This window comes from Candidatus Pantoea soli, assembly GCF_007833795.1.
Classification (GTDB): Bacteria; Pseudomonadota; Gammaproteobacteria; order Enterobacterales; family Enterobacteriaceae; genus Pantoea; species Pantoea soli.
The window spans coordinates 2719360-2744729 of record NZ_CP032702.1 but is presented as its reverse complement, the minus strand read 5'-3'; the positions used below and the strand labels follow the sequence as shown (position 1 = coordinate 2744729).

20 protein-coding genes are annotated in these 25370 nt (G+C 59.9%); 18 read left to right on the top strand and 2 right to left on the bottom strand.

All coding sequences use genetic code 11. The annotated features are described in order from the left end of the window. Window positions 1-139: 139 nt before the first annotated feature. The 3 genes from D8B20_RS12775 (at window position 140) to D8B20_RS12765 (ending at window position 2937) form a co-directional block, all read left to right on the top strand. Window positions 140-766: a DUF1007 family protein gene (locus tag D8B20_RS12775; protein WP_145889228.1), complete on the top strand. Its 627-nt coding sequence runs from the start codon at window positions 140-142 to the stop codon at window positions 764-766. Beyond that, window positions 757-1734 (top strand): nickel/cobalt transporter, encoded by a 978-nt coding sequence (locus tag D8B20_RS12770; RefSeq protein ID WP_145889227.1) that lies wholly within the window; start codon window positions 757-759, stop codon window positions 1732-1734. The genes D8B20_RS12775 and D8B20_RS12770 overlap by 10 nt, the downstream gene beginning before the upstream one ends. Window positions 1735-1923: 189 nt before the next feature. Continuing rightward, a complete protein-coding gene (locus D8B20_RS12765; RefSeq protein WP_145889226.1) occupies window positions 1924-2937 on the top strand; it encodes a TIGR04086 family membrane protein in 1014 nt (337 codons plus the stop codon). A gap of 73 nt (window positions 2938-3010) precedes the next feature. Here the strand turns inward: D8B20_RS12765 and suhB are convergent, their stop codons facing one another. Next, complete coding sequence (gene suhB, locus D8B20_RS12760) at window positions 3011-3814, bottom strand: inositol-1-monophosphatase (protein ID WP_145889225.1); 804 nt, start codon at window positions 3812-3814, stop codon at window positions 3011-3013. A 118-nt stretch (window positions 3815-3932) separates the two neighbouring features. On the opposite strand from suhB, the gene trmJ reads away from it, so the two are divergent. From trmJ to sseB, 5 genes are all read left to right on the top strand, one after another. Next, on the top strand, window positions 3933-4676 hold the full coding sequence (gene trmJ / locus D8B20_RS12755; protein WP_145889224.1) for a tRNA (cytosine(32)/uridine(32)-2'-O)-methyltransferase TrmJ: 744 nt from the start codon (window positions 3933-3935) through the stop codon (window positions 4674-4676). A gap of 135 nt (window positions 4677-4811) precedes the next feature. Further along, window positions 4812-5309 carry a Fe-S cluster assembly transcriptional regulator IscR gene (gene iscR / locus D8B20_RS12750; protein WP_145889223.1) on the top strand — a complete coding sequence of 166 codons (498 nt, stop codon included), beginning with the start codon at window positions 4812-4814 and terminating at the stop codon, window positions 5307-5309. 149 nt (window positions 5310-5458) lie between these two features. Next, window positions 5459-6628, top strand: a complete 1170-nt coding sequence (locus D8B20_RS12745; protein ID WP_145889222.1) for an IscS subfamily cysteine desulfurase — start codon at window positions 5459-5461, stop codon at window positions 6626-6628. Between the two features lie 59 nt (window positions 6629-6687). Next, window positions 6688-7974: an aminopeptidase PepB gene (pepB, locus tag D8B20_RS12740; protein WP_145889221.1), complete on the top strand. Its 1287-nt coding sequence runs from the start codon at window positions 6688-6690 to the stop codon at window positions 7972-7974. Between the two features lie 52 nt (window positions 7975-8026). Next, entirely contained in the window at window positions 8027-8794 is a 768-nt protein-coding gene (sseB, locus tag D8B20_RS12735; RefSeq protein WP_145889220.1) for an enhanced serine sensitivity protein SseB, read from the top strand. Between the two features lie 58 nt (window positions 8795-8852). Here the strand turns inward: sseB and sseA are convergent, their stop codons facing one another. Next, window positions 8853-9692: a 3-mercaptopyruvate sulfurtransferase gene (gene sseA / locus D8B20_RS12730; protein ID WP_145889219.1), complete on the bottom strand. Its 840-nt coding sequence runs from the start codon at window positions 9690-9692 to the stop codon at window positions 8853-8855. Between the two features lie 145 nt (window positions 9693-9837). Between sseA and D8B20_RS12725 the strand changes: the two genes are divergently transcribed. From D8B20_RS12725 to bamB, 10 genes are all read left to right on the top strand, one after another. Beyond that, the gene (locus D8B20_RS12725; RefSeq protein ID WP_145889218.1) at window positions 9838-14721 is read left to right on the top strand and encodes an alpha-2-macroglobulin family protein; all 4884 of its coding nucleotides are present in this window, start codon (window positions 9838-9840) and stop codon (window positions 14719-14721) included. Between the two features lie 15 nt (window positions 14722-14736). Further along, on the top strand, window positions 14737-17052 hold the full coding sequence (gene pbpC, locus D8B20_RS12720; protein ID WP_370664112.1) for a peptidoglycan glycosyltransferase PbpC: 2316 nt from the start codon (window positions 14737-14739) through the stop codon (window positions 17050-17052). Between the two features lie 169 nt (window positions 17053-17221). Beyond that, window positions 17222-17653, top strand: a complete 432-nt coding sequence (ndk, locus tag D8B20_RS12715) for a nucleoside-diphosphate kinase (RefSeq protein WP_021506555.1) — start codon at window positions 17222-17224, stop codon at window positions 17651-17653. A 186-nt stretch (window positions 17654-17839) separates the two neighbouring features. Further along, a complete protein-coding gene (rlmN, locus tag D8B20_RS12710; protein WP_145889216.1) occupies window positions 17840-19009 on the top strand; it encodes a dual-specificity RNA methyltransferase RlmN in 1170 nt (389 codons plus the stop codon). A gap of 75 nt (window positions 19010-19084) precedes the next feature. Beyond that, the gene (pilW, locus tag D8B20_RS12705; RefSeq protein WP_145889215.1) at window positions 19085-19822 is read left to right on the top strand and encodes a type IV pilus biogenesis/stability protein PilW; all 738 of its coding nucleotides are present in this window, start codon (window positions 19085-19087) and stop codon (window positions 19820-19822) included. Continuing rightward, a complete protein-coding gene (gene rodZ / locus D8B20_RS12700) occupies window positions 19812-20828 on the top strand; it encodes a cytoskeleton protein RodZ (protein WP_145889214.1) in 1017 nt (338 codons plus the stop codon). The genes pilW and rodZ overlap by 11 nt, the downstream gene beginning before the upstream one ends. A gap of 38 nt (window positions 20829-20866) precedes the next feature. Next, the gene (gene ispG / locus D8B20_RS12695; RefSeq protein ID WP_145889213.1) at window positions 20867-21988 is read left to right on the top strand and encodes a flavodoxin-dependent (E)-4-hydroxy-3-methylbut-2-enyl-diphosphate synthase; all 1122 of its coding nucleotides are present in this window, start codon (window positions 20867-20869) and stop codon (window positions 21986-21988) included. Between the two features lie 106 nt (window positions 21989-22094). Then, window positions 22095-23369: a histidine--tRNA ligase gene (gene hisS, locus D8B20_RS12690; RefSeq protein ID WP_145889212.1), complete on the top strand. Its 1275-nt coding sequence runs from the start codon at window positions 22095-22097 to the stop codon at window positions 23367-23369. Window positions 23370-23407: 38 nt separating this feature from the next. Beyond that, complete coding sequence (locus D8B20_RS12685) at window positions 23408-24025, top strand: YfgM family protein (RefSeq protein ID WP_145889211.1); 618 nt, start codon at window positions 23408-23410, stop codon at window positions 24023-24025. Between the two features lie 19 nt (window positions 24026-24044). Continuing rightward, a complete protein-coding gene (gene bamB, locus D8B20_RS12680; protein ID WP_145889210.1) occupies window positions 24045-25226 on the top strand; it encodes an outer membrane protein assembly factor BamB in 1182 nt (393 codons plus the stop codon). The last annotated feature ends 144 nt before the right edge of the window (window positions 25227-25370 follow it).

Sequence of the window (25370 nt, the reverse complement as noted above, 5' to 3'; positions counted from 1 at the left end):
GTGACTTTTCAGCTAAGAATAGCCAACTCCGCGTTTTAACTTTGCTGCTGCCTGCGACTTTTACTCAGAGCTTCAGGGCGGGTCACAAAATTTTTCGGGCCAGCCAGCCCTTCACACAAAATTTGTTACTTTATAACATATGAAAATTGCGCTGTTTCTGATTACGCTGCTGTTCTCTGCGGTTGTCTGGTCGCACCCGCACAGCTTTATTGCAATGAAAACCACCTTTATCGGCGACTCTCAGCACCTCACCGGCATGAAAATGGAGTGGACCATGGATGAAATTACCTCAGCGGATCTGCTGTACGATGCCGGCAATGCCGGGCCGGATGATGTCGCATGGAAAAAGCTGGCGGCCAAGGTGATGGCGAACGTGCTGGGTCAGCATTACTTTACCGAATTGTGGTCCGGAAAATCGCGGGTGAAATTCCTTAATCTGCCGCAGGCATATCAGCTGTCGCGTCAGGGCAATCAGGCCGTACTGACGTTCACGCTGCTGTTGGGTGAACCCCAGCCTCTCCAGGCGCGCACTTACCGGATGCAGACGTTTGATCCGAGCTACTTCGTGGATATGACCTATAAAAACCCGCAGACCATCATGCTGGATGAGGCGGTTAAGGCCCACTGTACGGTTGATCTGCATACGCCGCAGCCTGACGACGCGCTCAGGCAGTACGCGCTGTCGCTGGATAAAGCCGATGCCCCACCGGAAAGCCTGGATCTGGGCCAGCAGTTTGCACAAACGGTGACGCTGACATGTCACTGAGCGGGTTTGCCTGCGCACTGCGACGTCAGTGGCCGCTGCTGTTGCTGGCAGCTGGCGGACTGCTGGCCGGTCTGCTGCTGTGGCAGTTCTGGCCGCAGGTTCTGCTGCAGAGTATTCAGGGTCAGCGAAGCCTCAATCAGGCCATGGCCGGGCTACTGCAGCAGGTGGCGCAACAGCCGCAGCAGGCGGGCTTGACGCTGCTGGGATTCAGCCTGCTGTACGGCATACTGCATGCGTTAGGGCCAGGGCACGGTAAAGTGGTGATCGCGACCTTCCTGGCCACGCATCCGGCAAAACTAAAAACCAGTATCCGGCTGACACTGCTGGCTGCGCTATTACAGGGCAGCGTGGCGATCGGGCTGGTCACGCTGATGCTGGTGGTGTTGCAGACCTCTTCGCGACAGCTGCATCTGAGCAGCGCCTGGCTGGAAAAGGGCAGTTATCTGCTGGTGATGGTGCTGGGCGGCTGGATCGGCTGGCGGGCACTGCGTGCGCTGCGCGTGGCGTTACAGCCTGCCGGTAAGATGCGCATGCGTGTTCTGCATCAATCCCATGCTCATCTGGCGCACTGCGGCTGCGGGCACGCTCATCTGCCCGACGCGCAGCAGCTGGCGCAGGCGGTGAGCGTTAAAACGCAGGCGCTGGTGGTGCTGTCGATGGGGCTGCGTCCCTGTTCCGGCGCGATAATGATGCTGCTGTTCGCCAAAGTGATAAACGTTTATGCCTGGGGCGTGGCTTCTGCACTGGCGATGGCGGCCGGCACGGCCTGCACAGTGTCATTGCTGGGCGTGGTCGTTCAGCGCTCACGCCGGCTGGGGGAACGGCTGGCACACGCTGTCGGGATGAAAACACAGCTGGCCTGGCTGATGCCTTGCCTTGCGCTGCTGGGGGCGGGTGTGCTGATTATCGCCGGTGGTTTGCTGTGGCAGGGGGCGGCGGCAGCCGGAAGCGGAATCAGGCCGTTTTAATTGTCTGCAGAGGTTTCGCTTATTGGCTCTTTTTCTGTTCGCTTTTTCTGCATCCCGTTTCGCATAAATCATTCTCCTGCGCTTTCGCACTGGTGGAAATAACATTCTCTGTCTACGCTAAATGACATCAGCTGATACATCACCTTTTAATTCACTATATAGTTCGCTGTTTTCTGCGAGGGGAATATTATGCCTGAAATCAGGACGCATAATGGCATTACGGATACGGTTTCTGACACCCGGACCGGCTTACCGTTAAAGCGCATTTCATGGAGTGCGGTATTTGCCGGTGTGATTGCCGCATTGATCGTACATATATTACTGGGACTGTTGGGGGCGGCCATTGGTGCCACGTCAATTGATCCACAACAGGAGCAAAATCCGTTACAACATCTCGGTACCGGGGCGCTGATCTGGTCTGCCGCCAGTATGCTGATTGCCATGGCAGTGGGCAGCTACATTGCGGGCCGTCTGGCGCAGCGTGAAGGTGCACTGCATGGTTTATTAATGTTTGGTGTCAGCACAATTATCACCCTGTGGCTGGCGGTCTCTCTGGCCAGCGGTATTATCGGCGGTGCCTTTAATATATTAGGCTCTGGTATGAACGCGCTGGGTAGTGGAATTTCTGCGGTTGCGCCATCGGTCACCAATATGGCGAAAGAGAAGCTGCAGGAAAATAATATCAATCTGAACGATCTGCAAAATGAACTGGAAACGACACTGCGTCAGACCGGTAAAAGTGAATTGCAGCCAGAGAAATTAAAGCAGGATGCAAATAGCGAAGCGAATAACGCCGAAAATCAGGCGAAACAGACCGCGCAAAATCCGCAAAACGCGGATAACGATATTTCCGGCTGGATTCGCGGCGTGCTGAGCCGTCACAGCGATACGCTGCAGGCAGCTGACCGCGACGCTTTAAAAAATATCATTAAAGCGCGTACCGGTAAGAGCGATCAGGAAGCTGAACAGATCGTGAACCAGACCGAGCAGAGCTATCAGAAAGCGGTACAGCAGTACCAGCAGCTGAAGCAGGAAGCAGAGCAGAAAGCGCGCGAAGCAGCCGAAAAAGCGGCAGCCGCGACGGCGAAAGCCAGCTGGATCGCCTTCTTTACCCTGCTGATTGAGGCGGTACTGGCCGCGGTACTGGGCGGGGTCGGTCGTCGTACTCAGCCGGCACAGGTACTGAGCCACGAACGTCGTTAATAAACCGTAAGCAATAAAAAAGGCGGCTGAATCAGCCGCCTTTTCTTTATTCAATGCTTCAGCGCATCACCGCTTAGCGCTTCAGCGCTTCGCTCAGTTCTTCACGCATGCTGGCCAGCATCGCTTTCACCACGCGCGGGTTACCGGCTACGAGGTTACCCGACAGCATGTAGCCATGGTTGCCGGTGAAGTCGGTCACCAGGCCGCCAGCTTCACGCACCAGCAGTTCACCGGCCGCAAAATCCCACGGCTTCAGGCCGATCTCAAAGTAACCGTCCACGCGACCGGCGGCCACGTAAGCCAGGTCCAGCGCGGCGGATCCACTGCGGCGGAAGTCTGCGCACTGGGTAAACAGTTTGCCCACGATATTGATATAGGGGGTCGCGTGCTGCTTGAGTTTGAACGGGAAGCCGGTAGCGAGGATGGTGCCATCCAGATCGCGCGCCGTGCTGCCGCGCAGGCGATAACCGTTAAGCTGAGCGCCCTGACCGCGGACGGCAGTGAACAGTTCGTTGCGCATGGGATCGTACACCACGGCAACTTCGGTGCGGCCTTTAATGCGCACAGCGATAGACACCGAGAAGTGGGGCAGGCGTTTGATAAAGTTGGTGGTGCCATCCAGCGGATCGATAACCCATTGAATGTCCTGATCCTCACCGGCCAGCTCACCGCTCTCTTCGGTGATGATGGTGTGCTGCGGGTAAGATTTACGAATTACTTCGATAATCAGACGTTCTGCGTCGCGGTCAACATTCGTCACGAAGTCGTTGCTGCCTTTCTGGCTGGCTTCGACCGCGTCCGGGGTTTCGTAATTTTTGGCAATTAAATTTCCGGCCTTGCGCGCTGCGCGCACGGCGATGTTGAGCATCGGATGCATCGGTATCTCTCACTGGATGTTAAAGAACGGGAAAACGGCGCGGAGTATATCAGCGTGTTCAGCAAATGTCCTGTTTTATGTTAGGATGCGCGCCATCATTTTCTCACTGCTCTCAATTATGCTGCAAAATATCCGAATCGTACTGGTCGAAACGTCGCACACCGGCAACATGGGTTCCGTTGCCCGAGCCATGAAAACCATGGGTTTAAGCAACCTGTATCTGGTGAATCCGCTGGTTAAGCCGGATTCACAGGCCATCTCCCTGGCAGCTGGCGCCAGCGATGTGATTGGCGATGCTCACATTGTCGATACGCTGGATGAAGCGATTGCCGGTTGCAGCCTGGTGGTGGGTACCAGCGCGCGCTCCCGTTCGCTGCCCTGGCCGATGCTGGATTCACGCGAATGCGGTATTAAAAGCGTGGAAGAGGGCCAGCAGGCGCCGGTGGCGCTGGTGTTTGGCCGCGAACGCGTTGGCCTGACCAATGAAGAGCTGCAGAAGTGCCACTATCATGTCGCTATTCAGGCCAACCCTGAATACAGCTCGCTGAATCTCGCCATGGCGGTGCAGATTATCGCGTATGAAGTGCGCATGGCCTGGCTGGACGCCCAGGCGAACGCCACGCCACAGCCGCAGTATGCGGAATCGCCTTATCCGCTGGTGGACGATCTGGAGCGCTTTTATCAGCACATTGAACAGATGATGATGAACAGCGGCTTTATCCGCCAGGGTACCCCAAGCCAGGTGATGAGCAAGCTGCGTCGTCTCTATACCCGTGCGCGCCCGGAGCGTGATGAACTCAATATTCTGCGCGGCATGCTGTCATCGTTTGAAAAACCCAAAGGTGATAAGGGTAATAGTTGAGTAAAACACCAGGTTAAATAGTTGAGCGGAATACTCGGTTAAATAGTTGACCAAAATACTCGGGAATGTCAGACTGGCCCTCATTCTTCAGATAACCCGCCACTATTCGGGCGAATGCTTACGAGGTTGTATGCTATGAGACTGACATCCAAAGGACGTTATGCCGTTACCGCTATGCTGGACGTTGCCCTGCATTCGCACGCGGGCCCGGTTCCGCTGGCCGATATTTCCGAGCGTCAGGGCATTTCGCTCTCCTATCTGGAGCAGTTATTCTCACGCCTGCGTAAGCATGGTCTGGTTGCCAGCGTACGTGGTCCAGGCGGCGGTTATCTGTTAGGAAAAGAGGCTGCGGCCATTGCCGTGGGCGCGGTCATCACCGCGGTTGACGAATCTGTTGATGCCACTAAGTGCCAGGGCAAAGAGGGCTGTCAGGGCGGTGAGCGCTGCCTGACGCACGTACTGTGGCGCGATCTGAGTGAGCGCATCAGCGAATTCCTTAACAACATCACGCTGGCGGAACTGGTAAACAATCAGGAAATCCTCGACGTGGCCGATCGCCAGAATAGCGTGGATAACCGCCGCTTCCAGCAGCACCGCGTGCAGGAAACCATTAACGTCAATCTGCGCGCCTGAATTTCCCTGCCTTTTCGCCCGCGCCCGGCATACTGCGGCGCGGGCGGGATAGCCTTCGCTTCTGCGGCCCGCAGCATAACGGGCTTAATACGGCAGAGGCCGAATCGTGCTATAAAGACGTATGAATTTTTATACGGAGTTTTAGCGCAATGAAATTGCCGATCTACCTGGATTACGCAGCGACAACGCCTGCCGATCCGCGTGTCGCCAGCAAAATGATGCAGTACCTCACTTTGGATGGCACCTTCGGTAACCCCGCTTCCCGTTCTCACCGTTTTGGCTGGCAGGCTGAAGAGGCCGTCGATGTTGCCCGCAATCAGATTGCCGGGCTGGTCAATGCCGATCCGCGTGAAATCGTCTTTACCTCTGGTGCCACCGAAGCCGATAACCTGGCCATCAAAGGGGCAGCACTGCAGCACCAGGCGCGCGGCCGACACATCATCACCAGTCAGACTGAACACAAAGCCGTGCTCGACAGCTGCGAACAGCTGGCGCGCGAAGGGTTTGACGTCACCTTTCTGCAGCCTGGCAACGATGGCATTGTCACCCCGCAGATGCTGGAAGCCGCGCTGCGCGACGACACGGTGCTGGTCTCACTGATGCACGTCAACAATGAAACCGGCGTGATTCAGGACATTGCCGCGCTGGGTGCGCTGTGCCGCGCACGCGATATTCTGTTCCACGTTGATGCCACCCAAAGTGTGGGCAAACTGCCGCTGGATGTCAGCGTGCTGCCGGTGGATCTCATGTCGTTTTCCGCACATAAGCTGTACGGGCCAAAAGGCATTGGTGCGCTGTGGGTGCGCCGTAAACCGAAGCTGCAGATCGCGGCCCAGATGCACGGTGGCGGACATGAGCGCGGCATGCGCTCCGGCACGCTGCCGGTACACCAGATTGTCGGCATGGGGGAAGCCTATCGCATCGCCCATGAAGAGATGCACGAAGAGATGCCGCGACTGGCAGCCCTGCGCCAGCGTCTGTGGCAGGGCATCAGCGCGCTCAGCGATGTACAGATTAACGGTTCGCTGGCGCACGGTGCGCCTAACATTCTCAATATCAGTTTTGCCCACGTTGACGGCGAATCGCTGATCATGGCGCTGAAAGATCTGGCGCTCTCTTCCGGTTCTGCCTGTACCTCGGCCAGCCTCGAACCCTCTTATGTGTTACGCGCCATGGGCGTGGAGCAGGCGCTGGCCCACAGCTCGCTGCGCTTCTCGCTGGGCCGCTTTACCACGGAAGAGGAGATTGATTATGCAATCGGGCTGGTCACGAAAGCGGTGAGCCGGCTGCGGGCATTGTCGCCTGCCAGCGCCCGCTGATTCATGTCACTCGCCGCCGGGCTGGCGGCGAGCTAACCAAACGCAAACGGAGCCACGCGATGACAACACAACCGATGACAATTACGCTCAGCTCTCAGGCCGCCGATGCGCGCTGGGGCGAAAAAGCGTTGCTGAGCAGCAATGAAAGTGGCATGACCCTGCACCTGACCGGCAGCGATCCGCTGATGAGCATCCAGCGCGCCGGACGCAAGCTGGACGGCCAGGGCATCCGCCACGTTGCGCTGAGCGGCGAAGGCTGGGATCTGGAAAAATGCTGGGCCTTTTGGCAGGGCTACCGCAGTCCGAAAGGCACGCGTCAGGTAGAGTGGCCGGCGCTGAGCGAGCAGGATCAGGCCGAGTTTGATCGTCGCCTGAAGATCGTTGACTGGGTCCGCGATACCATCAACCTGCCGGCTGAAGATCTGAGCCCGGAGCAGCTGGCGCACAGCGCGATCGATCTGATCAGCGAAGTGGGCGGCGAGGCAGTCAGCTATCGCATTACCAAAGGCGACGATCTGCGCGAGCAGGGTTACGCCGGGATTTATACCGTGGGGCGCGGGTCCTCCCGTGCGCCGGTGCTGCTGGCGCTGGATTTCAACCCAACCGGTGACGACAGTGCGCCGGTGTATGCCTGCCTCGTCGGCAAAGGCATCACCTTTGATACCGGTGGCTACAGCCTGAAGCAGAGCGCTTTTATGGACTCCATGAAATCGGACATGGGCGGTGCGGCCACCGTGACCGGGGCGCTGGCGTTAGCGATTTCGCGCGGTCTGGATAAGCGCGTGAAGCTGTACCTGTGCTGTGCAGACAATATGGTCAGCGGGAATGCCTTCCGTCTGGGTGACATCATTCGTTACCGTAACGGTAAGTCGGTGGAAGTAATGAACACCGACGCCGAAGGCCGTCTGGTGCTGGCCGACGGGCTCATCGATGCCAGCGAACAGCGGCCGCAGTTGCTGATTGACGCCGCCACGCTGACCGGCGCGGCAAAAACGGCGCTCGGCAACGATTATCACGCGCTGTTCACCTTCGATGACGTATTAGCAGAGTCCCTGCTTGGCAGCGCCACCGGTGAGAATGAAGCGTTCTGGCGGCTGCCGCTGGCCGAATTCCATCGCAGCCATCTGCCGTCAAACTTTGCCGATCTGAACAACATTGCCAGCCCGGCGCATGCCGCAGGGGCCAGCAGTGCGGCCGCGTTTCTCTCTTATTTTGTCAGCAACTATCAGCAGGGCTGGCTGCACATCGACTGTTCTGCCACCTACCGCAAAAGTGCGGTTGACCAGTGGTCAGCCGGCGCCACCGGGCTGGGCGTGCGCACCCTTGCCAACCTGTTACTGAAATAATCCCGCTGACGGCAGAGAGGACTCTGCCGTCTTTTTTCTGGAAGCAATAACCATGAGTAATCGTCTGGAAGAGGTGCTGAAGCTGGCGGCCACTGAGCCTGCGCACCGTCCCGAGTTTTTTCAGCTGCTGCTGGAAGCCGATGTCTGGGTGCCGGGCGAAAGCCCGGCGGAACAGTTTGATGCCACTTCACCGGTTGAGCTGCAACACTGGGAAAAAGAGGGCGGCGGCAGCGTGATCCCCTTCTTTACGTCAGAAGCGGCGATGAGCGAAGCGATTGTCGAAGAGCAGCCATACCTGCGTTTGCCGGCACGTACCCTGTTTGAAATGACGCTGGGCGAAACCCTGTTTCTTAACCCGAAGCTGCCAGCCGGCAAAGAGTTTTCTCCCGGCGAGATTGCCCATCTGCTTGGCGAAGAGGGGGATGCGCTGAGCCAGCAAACCGTCATTGAAGGCGGGCAGGCGCTGCTGCTGTCTGAAGTGGCAGAGCCACCGGCGCAGATGATCGACTCGCTGACGCAGCTGTTTGCGAAATATAAGCAGGTGCGCCGCGCCTATCTGGCCAGCATCCGCGAAAGCGCCGACGCCCCGTCAAATCTGTTAATCGGTATCGAAGCCGACAGCGATATTGATACGATCATACAGGCGGCGGGCAGCGTGGCGACCGATACGCTGCCCGATGACGCTCCGATAGATATCTGCGAAGTGGTCAGCGAAGAGCAGGGTGTCAGCCATTTCTTTACCGCACACATTACGCCATTCTACGAACGTCGCTGGGGCAGTTTCCTGCGCGATTTCAAAGGCAGCCAGCGCATTCTCTGAGCAGCACGCGTATTCTGGCGCAACCCGCCATCCACGGCCGCCGCCTGGCGGCCATCTGCTATTTTTCGATCGGTAAATCGTCGCGGCTGCCCCATTCACTCCAGGAGCCGTCATACAGGGTGACATCGCGCACGCCCAGTGAGGTCAGGGCCAGAATTACCACCACCGCAGTCACACCGGAACCGCAGCTGGCGACCACCGGCTGATCCAGTCTGACACCCGCGTTTTCAAACAGCTGACGCAATTCGGCCGCCGGTTTCAGTGTGCCATTGACCACCAGTTCATTCCACGGCACGTTCAGGCTGTGCGGAATGTGGCCACGCTGCAGACCGGGACGGGGCTCATCCACTTCCGCATTAAAACGATTGGCTGCACGGGCATCCACGATCTGCGCGCCGCCTTCATGGCTGATCAGCAGCACATCGGTCAGGCGTTTGACCTGGCTGCTGTCATAATGCGCGTCAAACTCGCCTTCCGGCAGCGTCACCGGGCCGCTCGCGACGGCATAGCCGGCCGCTTTCCAGCCCTGCAGGCCGCCCGCCAGAATCGAGACCTGCTCACAGCCAAACGCGCGCAGCATCCACCACGCCCGCGGCGCCGAGAACAGGTTGCCTTCATCATACACCACCAGATGTTTGTCCTGGCGGACGCCCAGCTCACGCATGGCGACGGCAAAGGTTTCGGGTCGCGGCATCATATGCGGATAAGGGCTGGTGTGATCGGACAGCGCTTCGATATTAAAGAAAGGCGCATCGGGCAGATGGGCAGCCAGATATTCGGCCCGGAGATCCCGCACGGCTTCCTGACCCGGAGGCAGCATCCGCGCATCCAGCACCTGCACCGCACCTTCCGCATAATGCTCGTTTAGCCACTCCGCGGAAACAAACATGGTCGTCATAGCAACCTCTTCTCAGTTATCGGGAAAAGCCCAGTGTCCGGGAATGTGAAAGCTATCTCAAGGGCAGCGTTGCTAAAGTTAGCGGGTTGATGTGAAATTGCGCAGCACAACATTGATAACCTTTGGGGCTGGTGAGGGACTTACCATGGCAAGACGTAACCGACTGCTGCTCAGCATGCTGATTGGCGGGGCTTTACTGGCTGGCAGCGTGCCGGCGATGCAGGCAGCAGCGACGCCTGCCGCACAGACCACGACGAAAGCGCTCGCCGTTATCGATTTTTCAGAGCTGCAGCTGGAGGGCGCCGCCGCGCTGGTGCTGACCTTCAATACGCCGCTCGACAGCCAGCAGGATTTCAGCCAGCTGCTGCATCTCAGCGATGAAAAAAACGGTCAGCCTGATGGTGGCTGGGAGCTGGCGCCAAACGGCAAGTCGCTGCGCTTTCGCCATCCGGAACCGGCCCGCAAATTCACGGTGCGCGTCGGGGCGGCGCTGAAGGCTGCCGACGGCAGCACCCTCGGCAGCCCGTTCACACAGACGCTGACCACGCGTGACATCCAGCCGATGGCGGGTTTTGCCAGCCGCGGCTCGCTGCTGCCGCTGCGCCTGGCGCAGGGCCTGCCGGTGCTGGCGCTGAACGTCAGCCAGATTGACGTCGATTTCTTCCGCGTCAGAAACAGCACGCTGACCGATTTTCTTGCGCAGTGGAACTATGGCAATAACCTGTCGTACTGGGAATCGCGCGATCTGCTGAAAAATGCTGACCTGATCTACAGCGGTCGTTTTGCCCTCAACCCGGCGCGCAATACCCGGGAGAAACTGCAGCTGCCGCTCGGGGATATTGCTGCGCTGCAGCAGCCGGGCGTTTACCTCGCGGTCATGAAGCAGGCGGGCACTTACAACTATACGCAACCGGCTACGCTGTTCACCCTGAGTGACATCGGGCTGTCCCTGCACCGTTTCCCGGCGCAGCTGGAGCTGTTTGCCCAGAGCCTGGCCACCGGCACGCCGCTGGCACAGGTCAGCGTGCAGCTGCTGGATGAAAAAGGACAGGTGCTGGCCAGTGGCAGCAGTGACCGTCACGGTTATCTGCGTCTGCCAGCCCAGCCAAAGGGCAGGCTGCTGCTGGCGACGCAGCAGGGGCAAACTTCCCTTATCGATCTTAACCGCCCGGCGCTGGATCTGGCTGAGTTTGCCGTTGACGGCCCGCAGGGGTATGACAAACAGCTGTTTCTCTTTGGCCCACGCGATCTTTATCGTCCCGGGGAAACGGTGATCGTCAATGCATTGCTGCGCGATGCCGACGGTAAACCGCTGCCGGATCAGCCGCTGAAAGCGGAGGTGGTGCAGCCAAATGGCGAAGTGGTGCAAACCTTCGTCTGGCAGCCAGCGCAGGGATTATGGCAAACGCACTTCAGTTTACCGGCGTCGGCAATGACCGGCAGCTGGACGCTGCGCGTAAATACCGGCGACAACCAGCCGCGCAGCTGGTCTTTTCACGTCGAGGATTTTCTGCCGGAGCGCATGGCGCTGACGCTGCAGGCCAGCGATCAACCGGTGGCCCCTGACGCCGCTGTGCAGTTTGCGATTGACGGGCGCTATCTGTATGGCGCCCCCGCGGCGGGCAATGAACTGCAGGGACAGCTGTTCCTGCGACCGGCGCGCGAAGCGGTTGCCACACTGCCGGGCTACCAGTTTGGCGACGTCACGGAAGCGCTGAAGCGCACGCTGGATGAGGTTGATGAGAAGCTGGATGCCGGAGGGAAGCTGCAGCTGAAGGTAGAGAGCAGCTGGGCGGAGAGCCATTCACCGCTCAGCCTGATTCTGCAGGCCAGCCTGCTGGAAACCGGCGGCCGGCCGGTCACGCGCCGCGTCACGCAGGCTATCTGGCCTGCCGCCGCGCTGCCGGGCATTCGTCCGCTGTTCCGCAGCGAATCGGTGTATGACTACCGTACCGATCGCTACCACGACGAACCCACCGTAGCAGAAAACAGCCTTGCAGAGTTTGATGTCATTTACGCCAATCCGCAGGGAGAAAAGCTGGCGGCGCAGGATCTTGAGGTGCGGCTGATCCACGAGCGGCGCGACTATTACTGGAGCTTTTCGGACAGCGAAGGCTGGCAGTCCCGCTTTGATCAGAAGGATCTGCAGGAGGAGGAACAGCGCATCAGCATTCCGGCGGGTGGCAGTCAGAAAGTGAGCTTCCCGGTAGAGTGGGGCACGTATCGTCTGGAGGTGCAGGCAGGGGATAACATTGTCAGCAGCGTACGCTTCAACGCAGGCTACTGGTGGCAGGACAACACCGACGGCACCGGCGCGCTGCGTCCCGATCAGGTGAAACTGAAAATTGACAAAAGCGCATACCAGCCCGGCGACACCGCACATGTGCAGGTGGCATCACCAGCGGCGGGCAACGGCTATCTGCTGGTCGAATCCAGCAGCGGAACGCTCTGGTCGCAGCCGCTCACCGTACCCGCCGGCGGCACCACGGTAGCGGTGCCGATCGACGCCAGCTGGCAGCGACACGATCTCTATCTCAGCGCGATTGTGGTGCGCGAGGGCGATAAGGCCAGCGGCACCACGCCCAAACGCGCCGTTGGCCTGCTGCACCTGCCCATGGCGACGGCAGCCCGTCATCTCAGCCTGACGCTGGACGCGCCGCAGAAGATCCGTCCGGAGCAGACGCTGAAGGTGAAAGTTAACGCCACGCGTGACGGCGGCCCGCTGCCGCAGCAGGTCCAGGTGTTGCTGTCCGCGGTTGACAGCGGCGTACTGAATATTACCGATTACGCAACGCCCGATCCGTGGCGCGCCTTCTTTGGCCGTAAACGCTACAACGCCGATCAGTACGATGTCTTCGGGCAGCTGATTGAGGGCGGCGGCCGGCTGGCCGCGCTGCGCTTCGGCGGAGATGGTGAGGAAGCCGATGCGCTGTCGCGCGGCGGCAAAAAACCGACCACCGCCGTGCAGATTGTGGCGCAGCAGCTGCAGCCGGTTACGCTGGATGCCAGCGGCGAAGGCACGCTGGAACTGCCCATTCCGGCCTTTAACGGCGAGCTGCGGCTGATGGCGCAGGTGTGGAGTGCCGATAGCTTTGGCGCGGCGGAGCGCAAACTGGTGGTGGCGGCACCGCTGATCAGTGAGCTGGCCACGCCGCGCTTTCTCGCCAGCGGCGATCAGTCTACGCTGGCGCTGGATGTCACCAACCTGACGAATCAGCCGCAAACGCTGCAGCTGGCTGTCTCTGCCACCGGCCTGATCGCCGCCACCACACCGCCACCGGCCAGCGTACAGCTGGCGGCAGGCGCGCGCGTCACGCTGCCGGTGAGTGTAAAAGCCCTGAACGGGTTTGGTGAAGGAGAGGTGAAGGTCACGCTTTCTGGCCTGAACGTGCCGGGTGAAACGCTGGCCCCGAGCGTGCGCAGCTGGAAAATTGGCGTGCGTCCGGCTTATCCGGCGCAGACGCTCAGTTTTGATAACGTGCTGCAGCGCGGCCAGCCGTGGCAGGTGACCGCCACGGCCTTTAACGGGCTGTTGCAGGATACGCTGAGCGGGCAGCTTGCGCTCAGCAATCAGCCACCGCTTAATCTCGCCAGCTTTATCAGCGCGCTGTACGCCTATCCCTATGGTTGCCTGGAGCAGACCGCCAGCAGTATCTGGCCATCGCTTTTCACCCGTCAGGCGAAGCTGGCGGCAATGGGGATTAAATCCAGCAGCGATGAGGCGCGCCGCGCCGCGATTGATACCGGTATTGCGCGGCTGGCAGGCATGCAGCGCGGCAATGGCAGTTTTGGTTTGTGGAGCAAAGAGAGTCCGGAAGAGTTCTGGCTCACAGCCTATGTCACCGATTTTCTGCTGCGCGCCAGCGAGGCCGGCTACAGCGTGCCGGAGGGCGTAATCCGTCGCGCCGATGAGCGACTGCTGCGCTATCTGCAGGACCCGGCACAGATTGACACCCGCGGCAGCAGCGAGGCAGACAGCCTGCGTTTCAGCGTACAGGCTTACGCGGCGCTGGTGCTGGCCCGTCAGCAGCAGGCACCGCTGGGCGCACTGCGGGCGCTGTATGCACAGCGGGCGCAGGCCAAATCCGGGCTGGCGCTGGTGCAGCTGGGCGTTGCGCTGCAGCTGATGGGCGATGTGCAGCGCGCCGGCCTGGCGCTGGCGCAGGGCGCGGGTATGGATCGTCAGATAAAGGGCTGGTCGGGCGATTACGGCAGCCCGGTGCGCGATCGCGCGTTAATCCTGGCGCTGCTGAGTGAAAATCAGCTGCTGCCAGAGAAGCAGGGGCTGCTGCTGATCGAACTGGCGAAAGCGGTGCACGGCCAGCGCGTGTTTTCCACGCAGGAGAACAATGCGCTGTTCCTTGCCGCGCGCCCGCTGCAGCAGCATAAAGGCGAAAGCTGGCAGGCAACGCTGGCCGGCAGGGAAACCGCCCTGCACAGCGATCGCCCTGTGAACATTGGCCTGAGCGCCACGCAGTTACGCCAGGGCGTGAGGGTGGAAAGCGACACCGCAGCGCCGCTGTATGGCACGCTGAATGTGGTGGGCTATCCGCGCACGGCACCGTCGCCGATGAGCAACGTGCTGAGCATCCGCCGTGAATATTTCACGCTGCAGGGACAACCGGCAGACCTCACCCGTCTGAAAAGCGGAGAACTGCTGGTGGTGCGGCTCAGCGTAGGGGCCAGCGAACGCGTCAGTGATGCGCTGGTGGTGGATATGCTGCCTGCGGGTCTGGAGCTGGAGAATCAGAACCTCAGCGACAGCAGCGCCAGCCTCGGGGACAGCGCCGATGTGCTGAAAGAGAGCCTGATGGATATGCAGCAGGCCAATATTCAGCATATTGAGTTTCGCGACGATCGCTTTGTGGCCGCGCTGGCGCTGGATGGCTATAGCCCGGCCACGCTGCTTTATCTGGCACGGGTCGTGACGCCGGGCAGCTATCGACTGCCGCCGCCGCAGGTGGAATCCATGTATGTGCCGGCATGGCGCGCGGTGGGCAGCACCCCTGAAAAAATGACGGTGCGTTAAGAGGCGATGCGCCACATGGGACGTCTGAAGCGGTGGCGCTGGCTGCCGCTTTTTTTACTGCTGCTGGTCGCCGGCCTGGGGCTGCTGGATCGGCTTGACCCGCTGCCGCTGCAGGAATTGCAACCGGCCCGCGTGGTGGTGGCCGAAGATGGCACGCCGCTGTGGCGTTTCGCGGACCGCCAGGGCGTATGGCGTTACCCGGTGACGCCGGAGGAGGTCGCCCCGGCTTACCTCGACGCGCTGCTGACCTACGAGGATCGCTGGTTCTGGCACCATCCGGGCATCAATCCCCTGGCGCTGGTGCGTGCCAGCGCCCAGAATCTGCTGCATCACGGCATCGTCTCCGGCGGCAGCACGCTGACCATGCAGGTGGCGCGACTGATTGATCCGCAACCGCGCACGCTGCGCGGCAAGATGGTACAGGCGTGGCGCGCCTTGCAACTGGAGTGGCATCTCTCCAAACGGCAGATTCTGACGCTGTATCTTAACCGCGCGCCGTTTGGCGGCACGGTAGAGGGCATAGGAGCCGCCAGCTGGCTATGGCTGGGTAAACCGCCCGCCCGGCTGACCCAGGGCGAAGCGGCACTGCTGGCGGTGCTGCCCCAGGCGCCGAGCCGCCTGCGGCCTGATCGCTGGCCGCAGCGGGCCGAGGCAGCACGCAATAAAGTGCTGGACCGGCTGGCGGCGTACCGGGTGTGGCCGGCGGCGACGGTGGCAGAGATCAAACAGGAGCCGGTATGGCTGCCGCCCCGCCAGATGCCGCAGCATGCGCCGCTGCTGGCGCGTCGTCTGCTGTCGCTCTCACCGGCGACGAAAATTGTCTCCACGCTGGATGTCGCGCTGCAGCGCGAGCTGGAAAATCTGGCTGACGCGCTGCGAACGCAGCTGCCGCCGCGCACCTCGCTGGCGCTGCTGGTGGTGGATCATCACACCATGAACGTACGCGGTTATGTGGGCTCGGTTTCCTTCACGGACGACAGCCGCTTTGGCCAGATTGATATGATCGCCAGCGTGCGCTCTCCTGGATCGCTGCTGAAGCCGTTCATCTATGGCATGGCGCTGGATGAGGGACTGATTCATGGCGAATCGCTGCTGCAGGATGTGCCGCGCCGCTTTGGCGATTACCGCCCCGGCAATTTTGACAGCGGCTTTCACGGCCCGGTCAGCGCCAGCGAAGCGCTGCAGCGCTCGCTGAATCTGCCGGCGGTACAGCTGCTGGACGCGCTCGGACCGAAAGGCGTGGCGGCGCGGCTGCGAAATGCCGGCCTCGATCTGCGTTTCCCGGCGGGCGGCCAGCCCAACCTGGCGCTGGCGCTGGGCGGCACCGGAGCCCGGCTGGATGACATGGTGGCGGCTTTCAGCGCATTTGCCCGTCATGGCAATGCCGCGCAGCTACGCTGGCTGCCGCAGCAGCCGCTGCAGGAGCGTCCGCTGCTTTCGCCCGGCGCGGCATGGATTATCCGTCGCATCCTGGCTGGTCAGGCGCAGCCACCGGCCAGCGGAACGGTGAGCGATGTGGTGCCGCTGGCGTGGAAAACCGGTACCAGTTATGGCTATCGTGACGCCTGGAGCATCGGCATCACGCCGCGCTATCTGATTGGTGTCTGGGTCGGCCGTCCGGATGCCACGCCGGTGGCAGGGCAGTTCGGGTTTGCCTCGGCCGTACCGGTGATGAATCAGGTCAGCCATATTCTGGCCGGGCATGGGCTGCCGGACGGCATCGTGCGCGATCCGCGTCCGCCTTCGGTCAGCGCCGCCAGCATCTGCTGGCCCGGGGGACAGCCGCTGCCGCCGGGAGATGACAACTGCCGCCAGCGTCGCCAGAGCTGGGTGCTGAATCACACCCTCCCGCCGACGCTGCTGGCGCCGGGGCAGGAGGGCGTAAACGGATTACGTCAGCGCATCTGGCTGAACCGTCAGGGGCGGCGGGTGGCGGCAGATTGCCCGGATGCGCAGAGCAGTGAACGCCTGCTGTGGCCGCTGCCGCTGGAGCCGTGGTTACCGGCCAGTGAACGGCGGGCGCAGCGTCTGCCGCCCGCCGATCTCCTCTGTCCGCCGCTGACGTCCGGCAATGTTCCGCCGCTGGTGGTCACCGGTGTGATAGCCGGGCAGCGCGTGCAGCCGCTGCCGGGTCACGCGGTACTGCTGCTGCCGGTGGCGGTGCAGGGCGGGCAGGGCACGCAGCGCTGGTGGTTCCTTAATGGCCAGCCGGTGGAGCAGGCGGCCGGGCAGAGCAGCGCCTCGCTGGTGCTGAGCTCACCGGGAACCTATCAGCTGGTGGTAATGGATGAGGGCGGGCAGCTGGTTTCGCTCTCCTTTACGCGGAGCTGAGCAGGACCGGCAGCCACAGCGGGCGGTGCGCGTTGCGGCAGAAATCAATTATTTTCAATAATTCCAGCATTCACTCATAGGCAAGGCGCGACGATCTCCCTATAATCGGCGCGTTTTCTTACCGGGAGTGGACTTCCGGTTTCTTCAGGATGCTAAATCAGAGGTAATCATGGCAATCGAACGTACTTTCTCCATCATCAAACCAAACGCCGTCGCTAAGAACGTAATTGGTGCTATCTACAACCGTTTTGAGAGCGCAGGCTTCAAAATCGTTGGCGCGAAAATGCTGCACCTGACTAAAGAGCAGGCTGAAGGCTTCTACGCGGAGCACAAAGGCCGTCCGTTCTTTGATGGTCTGGTTGAGTTCATGACCTCTGGCCCGGTGGTGGTTTCCGTTCTGGAAGGTGAAAATGCTATCCAGCGTCACCGTGACCTGATGGGTGCAACCAACCCGGACAACGCACTGGCTGGCACCCTGCGTGCTGACTATGCAGACAGCTTCACCGAGAACGCAACGCACGGTTCTGACTCTGCAGAATCTGCTGCGCGCGAAATCGCGTACTTCTTCGCAGAAAACGAAGTCTGCCCGCGCACCCGCTAAGTGCGGTGCGGCTGATGCAGGGACGCGGCTTAACACCTTTTCCGGTGTGCTGAAACCATACCCCTGGCATCATGCAGCAGATGTAGTACAATAATGCGCCCCTGCTGAGCCTGGCTCCGCAGGGGCGTGTTTTTTTCTTCTTCTTAACCAGAGCCGTAACGTGTAACAACGAGGCCAGAGAACATTATGTCCGAACAGATTGTGACGCCAGCGTCCGCTTCCCCCGCCGTGGTTTCCCCGAAAAGCGAAAAAATTAACCTGCTGGATCTGAACCGCCAGCAGATGCGCGAATTCTTTGTCGAAATGGGCGAAAAGCCTTTCCGCGCCGATCAGGTCATGAAGTGGATGTACCACTACTGCTGCGACGATTTCGAGCAGATGACCGACATCAATAAAGTGCTGCGCAGCAAACTGATGCAGCGCGCTGAAATCCGCGCGCCGGAAGTGGCGGAAGAGATGCGTTCCAGCGATGGCACCATTAAGTGGGCGATTCGCGTGGGCGATCAGCTGGTTGAAACCGTGTACATTCCGGAGGCCGATCGCGCCACGCTCTGCGTCTCTTCGCAGGTGGGATGTGCGCTGGAGTGTAAATTCTGTTCGACCGCACAGCAGGGCTTCAACCGTAACCTGCGGGTTTCCGAGATCATCGGCCAGGTCTGGCGCGCCGCCAAAATCATCGGCGCAGCCAAAGTGACCGGTCAGCGTCCTATCACCAACGTGGTGATGATGGGCATGGGTGAACCGCTGCTCAACCTCAACAATGTGGTGCCGGCGATGGACATCATGCTGGACGATTTTGGTTTCGGCCTGTCTAAACGTCGCGTGACGCTCTCTACCTCGGGCGTGGTGCCGGCGCTGGATAAGCTGGGCGACATGATTGACGTGGCGCTGGCGATCTCCCTGCATGCGCCGAACGACACCATTCGCGACGAAATTGTGCCAATCAACAAAAAGTACAATATCGAAGCGTTTCTCGGTGCGGTGAAGCGTTACATTGGCAAGTCCAATGCCAATCAGGGCCGCGTCACCATTGAGTATGTGATGCTGGATCACATCAACGACAGCACGGATAACGCTCACGAGCTGGCGGCTCTGCTAAAGGACACGCCGTGCAAGATCAACCTGATTCCGTGGAACCCGTTCCCCGGCGCACCTTACGGCCGCAGCTCCAACAGCCGCATCGACCGCTTCTCGAAAGTGCTGATGGAGTATGGCTTCACCACCATCGTGCGCAAAACCCGCGGTGACGACATCGACGCCGCTTGTGGTCAGCTGGCAGGCGATGTGATTGACCGTACCAAACGTACGCTGCGCAAGAAAATGGCCGGTGAAACCATCTCTGTGAAGGCGCTCTGAAAGATCGTGCCCGGTGATAGTCGCCGGGCATGAGGCGTGGCAGTCTCTGCGCTGGACTTTCAGGGAGAGACTCGCATGCGTACAGGATTACCCGCGGCTGTTCTGGCTGGCTTTGTTGTAACCGGTTGTGTCAGTGATGCGCCGCATCATCGCAGCGCCGCTGATATTCGCCTGCAGCTCGGCGTGCATTATCTGGCTGTGAAAGAGTATGCTGCTGCACAGCGTAATCTGTTGCGGGCTCAGCAGGCGGCTCCCGGGGATTATCGCATCCCGCTGGCGCTTGCGCGCGTGGCCCAGGCGCAGCAGAATAGCGCCCGGGCGCGGTACTACTATCAGCGCGCGCAGCAGCTGGCACCGGCGAATGGCTATCTGGCTAACAATTACGGTGCGTTTCTCTGCGGTTTAAGGCAGTATGACGAAGCGCATCAACAGTTTAAGCTGGCGATTGAGGCGCAGGAAAATGCGGCCCGGCAGGATGCCTTTCTGTTTTCGGGCTATTGTTACCTGCAGGCTGGAGAGCCTGACGCCGCGCGTGCGCAATGGCATCACGCGCTGGCAGCCGCACCGGAGCAGGGCAGTGCGCTGCTGAAGGAAGCGGACAGGCGGCTCGATCAGCAAGAGCGGGACACCGTTCCGCTGCTTTTAGAAGTTTACCATCAGCACCTGCCCGCAACGGCAGAGAGCCTGTGGTTACAGATACGTTTCGCCGCGCAACAGGGAAACGCTGCTGACGTTACACGTTATGGCGACCGGTTGGCGCGAAGTTTTCCACAATCGATACAGTACCAGCGTTATTTAGCTAATGAATACTGAAGCCACTCAAGAGAAATCTGCAGTACATTCCACAGGTGAACGCCTGCGTCTGGCCCGTGAGCAGATGGGGCTGACGCAGCAAAACGTCGCTGAACGCCTGTGCCTGAAACTTTCCACCGTACGTGACATTGAAGAGGACAAATCCCCGGCGGATTTAGCCTCCACTTTCCTGCGCGGCTACATTCGTTCTTATGCGCGACTGGTGCACGTTCCGGAAGATGATCTGCTGCCGATGATGGCGAAACAGGCGCCGGTGCGCGCCGCGAAAATCGAGCCTATGCAGAGCTTCTCATTAGGTAAACGCCGTAAAAAGCGTGATGGCTGGCTGATGATTTTCACCTGGCTGGTGATTTTTGTCGTGGTGGGCCTCACCGGCGCCTGGTGGTGGCAGAATCATAAAGCCTCGCAGGCAGATCTGGTCTCGATGGCGGATCAGAACGGCAGCAGCAGCGACAACAGCCAGTCGATTCCGCTGGGTGATAACAGCACCGACAGCGCCAGCGATAGCGACACCAATGCGGCAGGCACGCCGGTCGATAACGGTGCCGGTGCGGTGGCGACGCCGGATACCGGCAGCACGGCGCCGGCGGCCAGCAGCAACAGCGCTGCGGCAAGCGGCAGCGCTAACGCCGTTGTCGCCCCGAGCCAGGCGCCGGTGGATAACACGCCGCCAGCGGCGACCTCACCGGCACCGGCTAACAGCGTTCCTGCAGCCAGCATGCCAACCGGCAATGCCGCGGTCAGCCAGCCAGCGGGCGATCCCAACGCCGTGGTGATGAATTTCAAAGCCGACTGCTGGCTGGAAGTGACCGATGCCACGGGCAAAAAGCTGTTCAGCGGCCTGCAGCGCAGCGGCGGTAAGCTGAGCTTATCCGGCACGGCTCCGTATCGTCTGAAAATTGGCGCACCGGGGGCGGTTGAGGTGCAATATCAGAATCAGCCCGTTGATTTAAGTCGTTTTATCCGTAATAACCAGGTTGCCCGACTGACGCTGGGTGCGCAATAACGCGCAGCGCGCTTTCCGGGTAATTGTGGAGAGAAAATATGCATAACGAAGCACCCATTATCCGTCGCAAATCAACGCGAATTTACGTCGGCAAGGTGCCAGTTGGCGATGGCGCGCCCATCGCCGTTCAGTCCATGACCAACACCCGAACCACTGACGTTGAAGCCACGGTAAACCAGATCCGTGCGCTGGAGCGCGTCGGGGTGGATATCGTGCGCGTTTCCGTGCCGACCATGGATGCGGCTGAAGCCTTCAGACTCATTAAGCAACAGGTCAATGTGCCGCTGGTGGCGGACATTCACTTTGACTATCGCATCGCCCTCAAAGTGGCTGAATATGGCGTCGATTGCCTGCGCATTAACCCGGGCAACATTGGTAACAATGAGCGTATTCGTCAGGTGGTGGACTGCGCACGCGATCACAACATTCCTATCCGTATCGGCGTTAACGCCGGTTCGCTGGAGAAGGATCTGCAGGAGAAGTATGGTGAGCCCACGCCACAGGCGCTGCTGGAATCGGCCATGCGTCACGTGGATCACCTTGACCGGCTAAACTTCGATCAGTTTAAGGTCAGCGTCAAAGCGTCTGATGTCTTCCTCGCCGTTGAATCGTATCGCCTGCTGGCGAAAGCGATCGACCAGCCGCTGCATCTGGGCATCACTGAAGCTGGCGGCGCACGTGCCGGTGCGGTGAAATCTGCGATTGGTCTTGGCCTGCTGCTGGCTGAAGGCATCGGCGATACGCTGCGTATCTCGCTGGCGGCGGATCCGGTTGAGGAAGTAAAAGTCGGTTACGACATCCTCAAATCGCTGCGCATTCGTTCACGCGGCATCAACTTTATTGCCTGCCCGACCTGTTCACGTCAGGAGTTTGATGTGATCGGCACCGTGAACGCGCTGGAAGAGCGGCTGGAAGACATTATCACGCCAATGGATGTCTCGATTATCGGCTGTGTGGTAAACGGCCCGGGCGAAGCCACCGTTTCTACCCTTGGCGTAACCGGCGGCAATAAAAAAAGCGGTTTCTACGAAGATGGGGTGCGCCAGCGCGATCGTCTGGATAACAACGACATGATCGATCAGCTGGAAGCGCGCATTCGTGCCAAAGCCGCCATGCTGGATGAGAGCCGCCGTATCAGCGTACAACAGCTGGAAAAATAACGGAAGGTGCGCGCCCGCCGCGCGCCAGTTTGTGAATGAACCTGTGCGGTTTCATCCTCATAAGGTATGATGCCGGACAGGTTTTTTTGTATTAAGAGATTCTAACGTGGCGAAGAATATTCAAGCGATTCGCGGGATGAACGATTACCTGCCGGCAGATACCGCAATCTGGCAGCGTATTGAAGGCACCCTGAAGCAGGTGCTGGCCAGCTATGGTTACAGTGAAATCCGTCTGCCAATCGTTGAGCACACCCCGCTGTTCAGCCGCGCCATCGGTGAAGTGACCGACGTGGTTGAAAAAGAGATGTACACCTTTGAAGACCGCAACGGCGAAAGCCTGACGCTGCGCCCGGAAGGCACGGCGGGTTGCGTACGCGCCGGTATTGAGCATGGCCTGCTCTACAACCAGGAGCAGCGCCTGTGGTACGTCGGCCCGATGTTCCGCTATGAGCGTCCGCAAAAAGGGCGCTACCGCCAGTTCCATCAGATGGGGGTGGAAGTCTTTGGCCTGCAGGGGCCGGACGTGGATGCCGAGCTGATTATGCTGACTGCGCGCTGGTGGAAAGCGCTGGGCATCGCCGACCACGTGGAACTGGAACTGAACTCAATTGGCTCTCTGGAGGCGCGTGCAAACTACCGCAGCGCGCTGGTGGCGTTCCTCGAACAGCATAAAGAGGTGCTGGATGAGGACTGCAAACGCCGCATGTACACCAATCCGCTGCGCGTGCTGGACAGTAAGAATCCGGAGATTCAGACCCTGCTGAACGATGCGCCAACGCTGAGTGAATTCCTCGACGACGATTCACGTGAGCATTTCCGCGGTTTGTGCGCACTGCTGGACGATGCCGGCATCCGCTATCGCATCAATCAGCGCCTGGTGCGCGGCCTGGATTACTACAACCGCACCGTTTTTGAGTGGGTAACCCGCAGCCTCGGCTCGCAGGGCACGGTGTGCGGCGGCGGTCGCTATGATGGCCTGGTGGAGCAGCTGGGTGGCCGCGCCACGCCGGCGGTCGGCTTTGCCATGGGGCTTGAGCGTCTGGTACTGCTGGTGCAGGCCGTGAATCCGGAATTTGAACCGACGCGCGTTGTTGATGTCTATGTTATCGCTTCGGGGCAGGGCGTGCAGTCCGCCGCGATGCAGCTGGCGGAAAAACTGCGTGATGCCGACCCGGCGCTGAAGCTGATGACCAACTTCGGTGGCGGTAACTTCAAAAAGCAGTTTGCCCGTGCCGATAAGTGGGGCGCACGCATTGCGCTGGTGCTGGGTGAAGACGAAGTCAACGCCGGCCAGGTGGTGCTGAAAGATTTGCGCACCGGCGACCAGCAGACGCTGGCGCAGAGTGACGCTGCGGCGACCCTGCGTACGCTGCTGCAGTAAGCGCAGCACGGTAACCGCATTTTAAGGAGAAGGATTGCGTGGAAGTTTACAGCAACGAAAATGAACAGGTTGATGCACTGCGTCGCTTCTTTGCCAGTAACGGTAAAGCGCTGGCCGTCGGTGTGATTGTCGGAATTGCCGCGCTGGGCGGCTGGCGTTTCTGGGCCAGTCATCAGGAAGGCGCAGATAAAGCCGCTTCTGCGCAATATCAGCAGCTGACCCGCGCCATGCAGGCGGACAAGCCGCAGACGCTGGAAGCGGTAGCCAGCTTCGTTAATGAAAATCACAACACCTATGGTGCGCTGGCGTCACTGGATCTGGCAAAACAGTACGTGGAGGCCGGCCAGCTTGATAAAGCCATTACGCTGTTACAGAGCGGGCTGAAAGATACCAAAGATGCCAATCTGCAGGCGGTGCTTAACCTGCGTCTGGCGCGCATTCAGCTGCAGCAAAACCAGGCCGATGCCGCATTAACCACCCTGAACAACGTGCAGGGTGAAGGCTGGACGGCCATTGTGGCCGATATTCGCGGTGAAGCGCTGCTGAGCAAAGGCGACAGGCAGGGTGCACGGGATGCCTGGAGCAAGGGTGCTGAATCGCAGGCTTCTCCTGCGCTGAAGCAGATGCTGCAGATGAAGATGAATAACTTAAGTTAAGCCAGTCAAGAGAGCGCACATGGAATTACGTAAATACCTGCTGCCGGGGCTGATTTCAGTCACACTGCTCAGCGGTTGCTCGCTGTTCAGCGGCGAAGAAGATGTAGTGAAAATGGCACCGCTGCCCAAGGTGGAAAATCAGTTCACCCCGGAAACCGCGTGGAGCACCTCAGTGGGTGACGGCGTCGGCGACTTCTACTCAAATCTGCACCCGGCCTGGCAGGACGGCACCGTCTACGCGGCGGATCGCTTTGGCGTGGTGAAAGCACTGGATGCCAGCAATGGCAAAGAGAAGTGGAAAGTTGACCTCTCTGAAAAAACCGGTTTCTTCTCGAAAAACATCTCTGCGCTGCTGTCGGGCGGCATTACCGCCAGTGGCGATCGCCTCTATATCGGCAGTGAACGCGGACAGGTATTTGCGCTGAACACCAGCGACGGCGGCATCGCATGGCAGACCAAAGTGGCTGGCGAAGCGCTGTCACGACCGGTGGTCAGCGATGGTCTGGTTCTGGTGCACACCAGCAACGGCATGTTGCAGGGACTGGATCAGAACAGCGGCGTCATCAAATGGAGCGTGAACCTGGATATGCCAGCGCTGTCGCTGCGCGGCGAGTCTGCGCCGGCCGTCGCCTTTGGCGGGGCGATCGTCGGCGGCGATAACGGTCGTGTCAGCGCAGTAATCATGAACCAGGGACAGCTGATCTGGCAGCAGCGTATTTCGCAGCCAAGCGGCGCGACGGAAATTGATCGCCTGAACGATGTGGATACCACGCCGGTGATCGTTAACGGTGTGGTTTACGCCCTGGCCTACAACGGCAACCTGACGGCGCTGGATCTGCGCTCAGGTCAGATTCTGTGGAAACGTGAAATCGGCGGTGTGAAAGATCTGATTGTGGATGCCGGTCGCATCTATCTGGTGGATCAGGATGACCGCGTGATTGCGCTGAATGCCGATGGCGGCGTGGCGCTGTGGCGTCAGAGCGATCTGCTGCACCGTAACCTCACCGCGCCGGTGCTGTTCAACGGCTATCTGGTAGTGGGCGATAGCGAAGGTTACCTGCACTGGATCAATACGCTCGACGGCCGCTTTGTGGCGCAGCAGAAACTGGACAGCGATGGCTTCCAGACTGAGCCGGTGGTCGCCGGCGATAAACTGCTGATCCAGGCGAAAGGCGGCGAGGTTTACGCCATTACCCGTTAAGGTTGTGGCCCGGCGGGACGCGCGTCCCGGCTGTTTTTACGGCTCCTGATTCGTCAGGAGCCGTTCTGTTTTTAGTCAGGCATGGTATGCTTTGCGCCTTCAGCCTGACGGCTCCCGCTAAATGTCGTTATAATCACGCCATTC

Excerpts from the sequence above, each read along its gene's own strand:
- D8B20_RS12775 (WP_145889228.1), top strand. The coding sequence starts at position 140 with ATGAAAATTGCGCTGTTTCTGATTACGCTGCTGTTCTCTGCGGTTGTC.
- D8B20_RS12770 (WP_145889227.1), top strand. The coding sequence starts at position 757 with ATGTCACTGAGCGGGTTTGCCTGCGCACTGCGACGTCAGTGGCCGCTG.
- D8B20_RS12765 (WP_145889226.1), top strand. The coding sequence starts at position 1,924 with ATGCCTGAAATCAGGACGCATAATGGCATTACGGATACGGTTTCTGAC.
- suhB (WP_145889225.1), bottom strand. The coding sequence starts at position 3,814 with ATGCATCCGATGCTCAACATCGCCGTGCGCGCAGCGCGCAAGGCCGGA.
- trmJ (WP_145889224.1), top strand. The coding sequence starts at position 3,933 with ATGCTGCAAAATATCCGAATCGTACTGGTCGAAACGTCGCACACCGGC.
- iscR (WP_145889223.1), top strand. The coding sequence starts at position 4,812 with ATGAGACTGACATCCAAAGGACGTTATGCCGTTACCGCTATGCTGGAC.
- D8B20_RS12745 (WP_145889222.1), top strand. The coding sequence starts at position 5,459 with ATGAAATTGCCGATCTACCTGGATTACGCAGCGACAACGCCTGCCGAT.
- pepB (WP_145889221.1), top strand. The coding sequence starts at position 6,688 with ATGACAACACAACCGATGACAATTACGCTCAGCTCTCAGGCCGCCGAT.
- sseB (WP_145889220.1), top strand. The coding sequence starts at position 8,027 with ATGAGTAATCGTCTGGAAGAGGTGCTGAAGCTGGCGGCCACTGAGCCT.
- sseA (WP_145889219.1), bottom strand. The coding sequence starts at position 9,692 with ATGACGACCATGTTTGTTTCCGCGGAGTGGCTAAACGAGCATTATGCG.
- D8B20_RS12725 (WP_145889218.1), top strand. The coding sequence starts at position 9,838 with ATGGCAAGACGTAACCGACTGCTGCTCAGCATGCTGATTGGCGGGGCT.
- pbpC (WP_370664112.1), top strand. The coding sequence starts at position 14,737 with ATGGGACGTCTGAAGCGGTGGCGCTGGCTGCCGCTTTTTTTACTGCTG.
- ndk (WP_021506555.1), top strand. The coding sequence starts at position 17,222 with ATGGCAATCGAACGTACTTTCTCCATCATCAAACCAAACGCCGTCGCT.
- rlmN (WP_145889216.1), top strand. The coding sequence starts at position 17,840 with ATGTCCGAACAGATTGTGACGCCAGCGTCCGCTTCCCCCGCCGTGGTT.
- pilW (WP_145889215.1), top strand. The coding sequence starts at position 19,085 with ATGCGTACAGGATTACCCGCGGCTGTTCTGGCTGGCTTTGTTGTAACC.
- rodZ (WP_145889214.1), top strand. The coding sequence starts at position 19,812 with ATGAATACTGAAGCCACTCAAGAGAAATCTGCAGTACATTCCACAGGT.
- ispG (WP_145889213.1), top strand. The coding sequence starts at position 20,867 with ATGCATAACGAAGCACCCATTATCCGTCGCAAATCAACGCGAATTTAC.
- bamB (WP_145889210.1), top strand. The coding sequence starts at position 24,045 with ATGGAATTACGTAAATACCTGCTGCCGGGGCTGATTTCAGTCACACTG.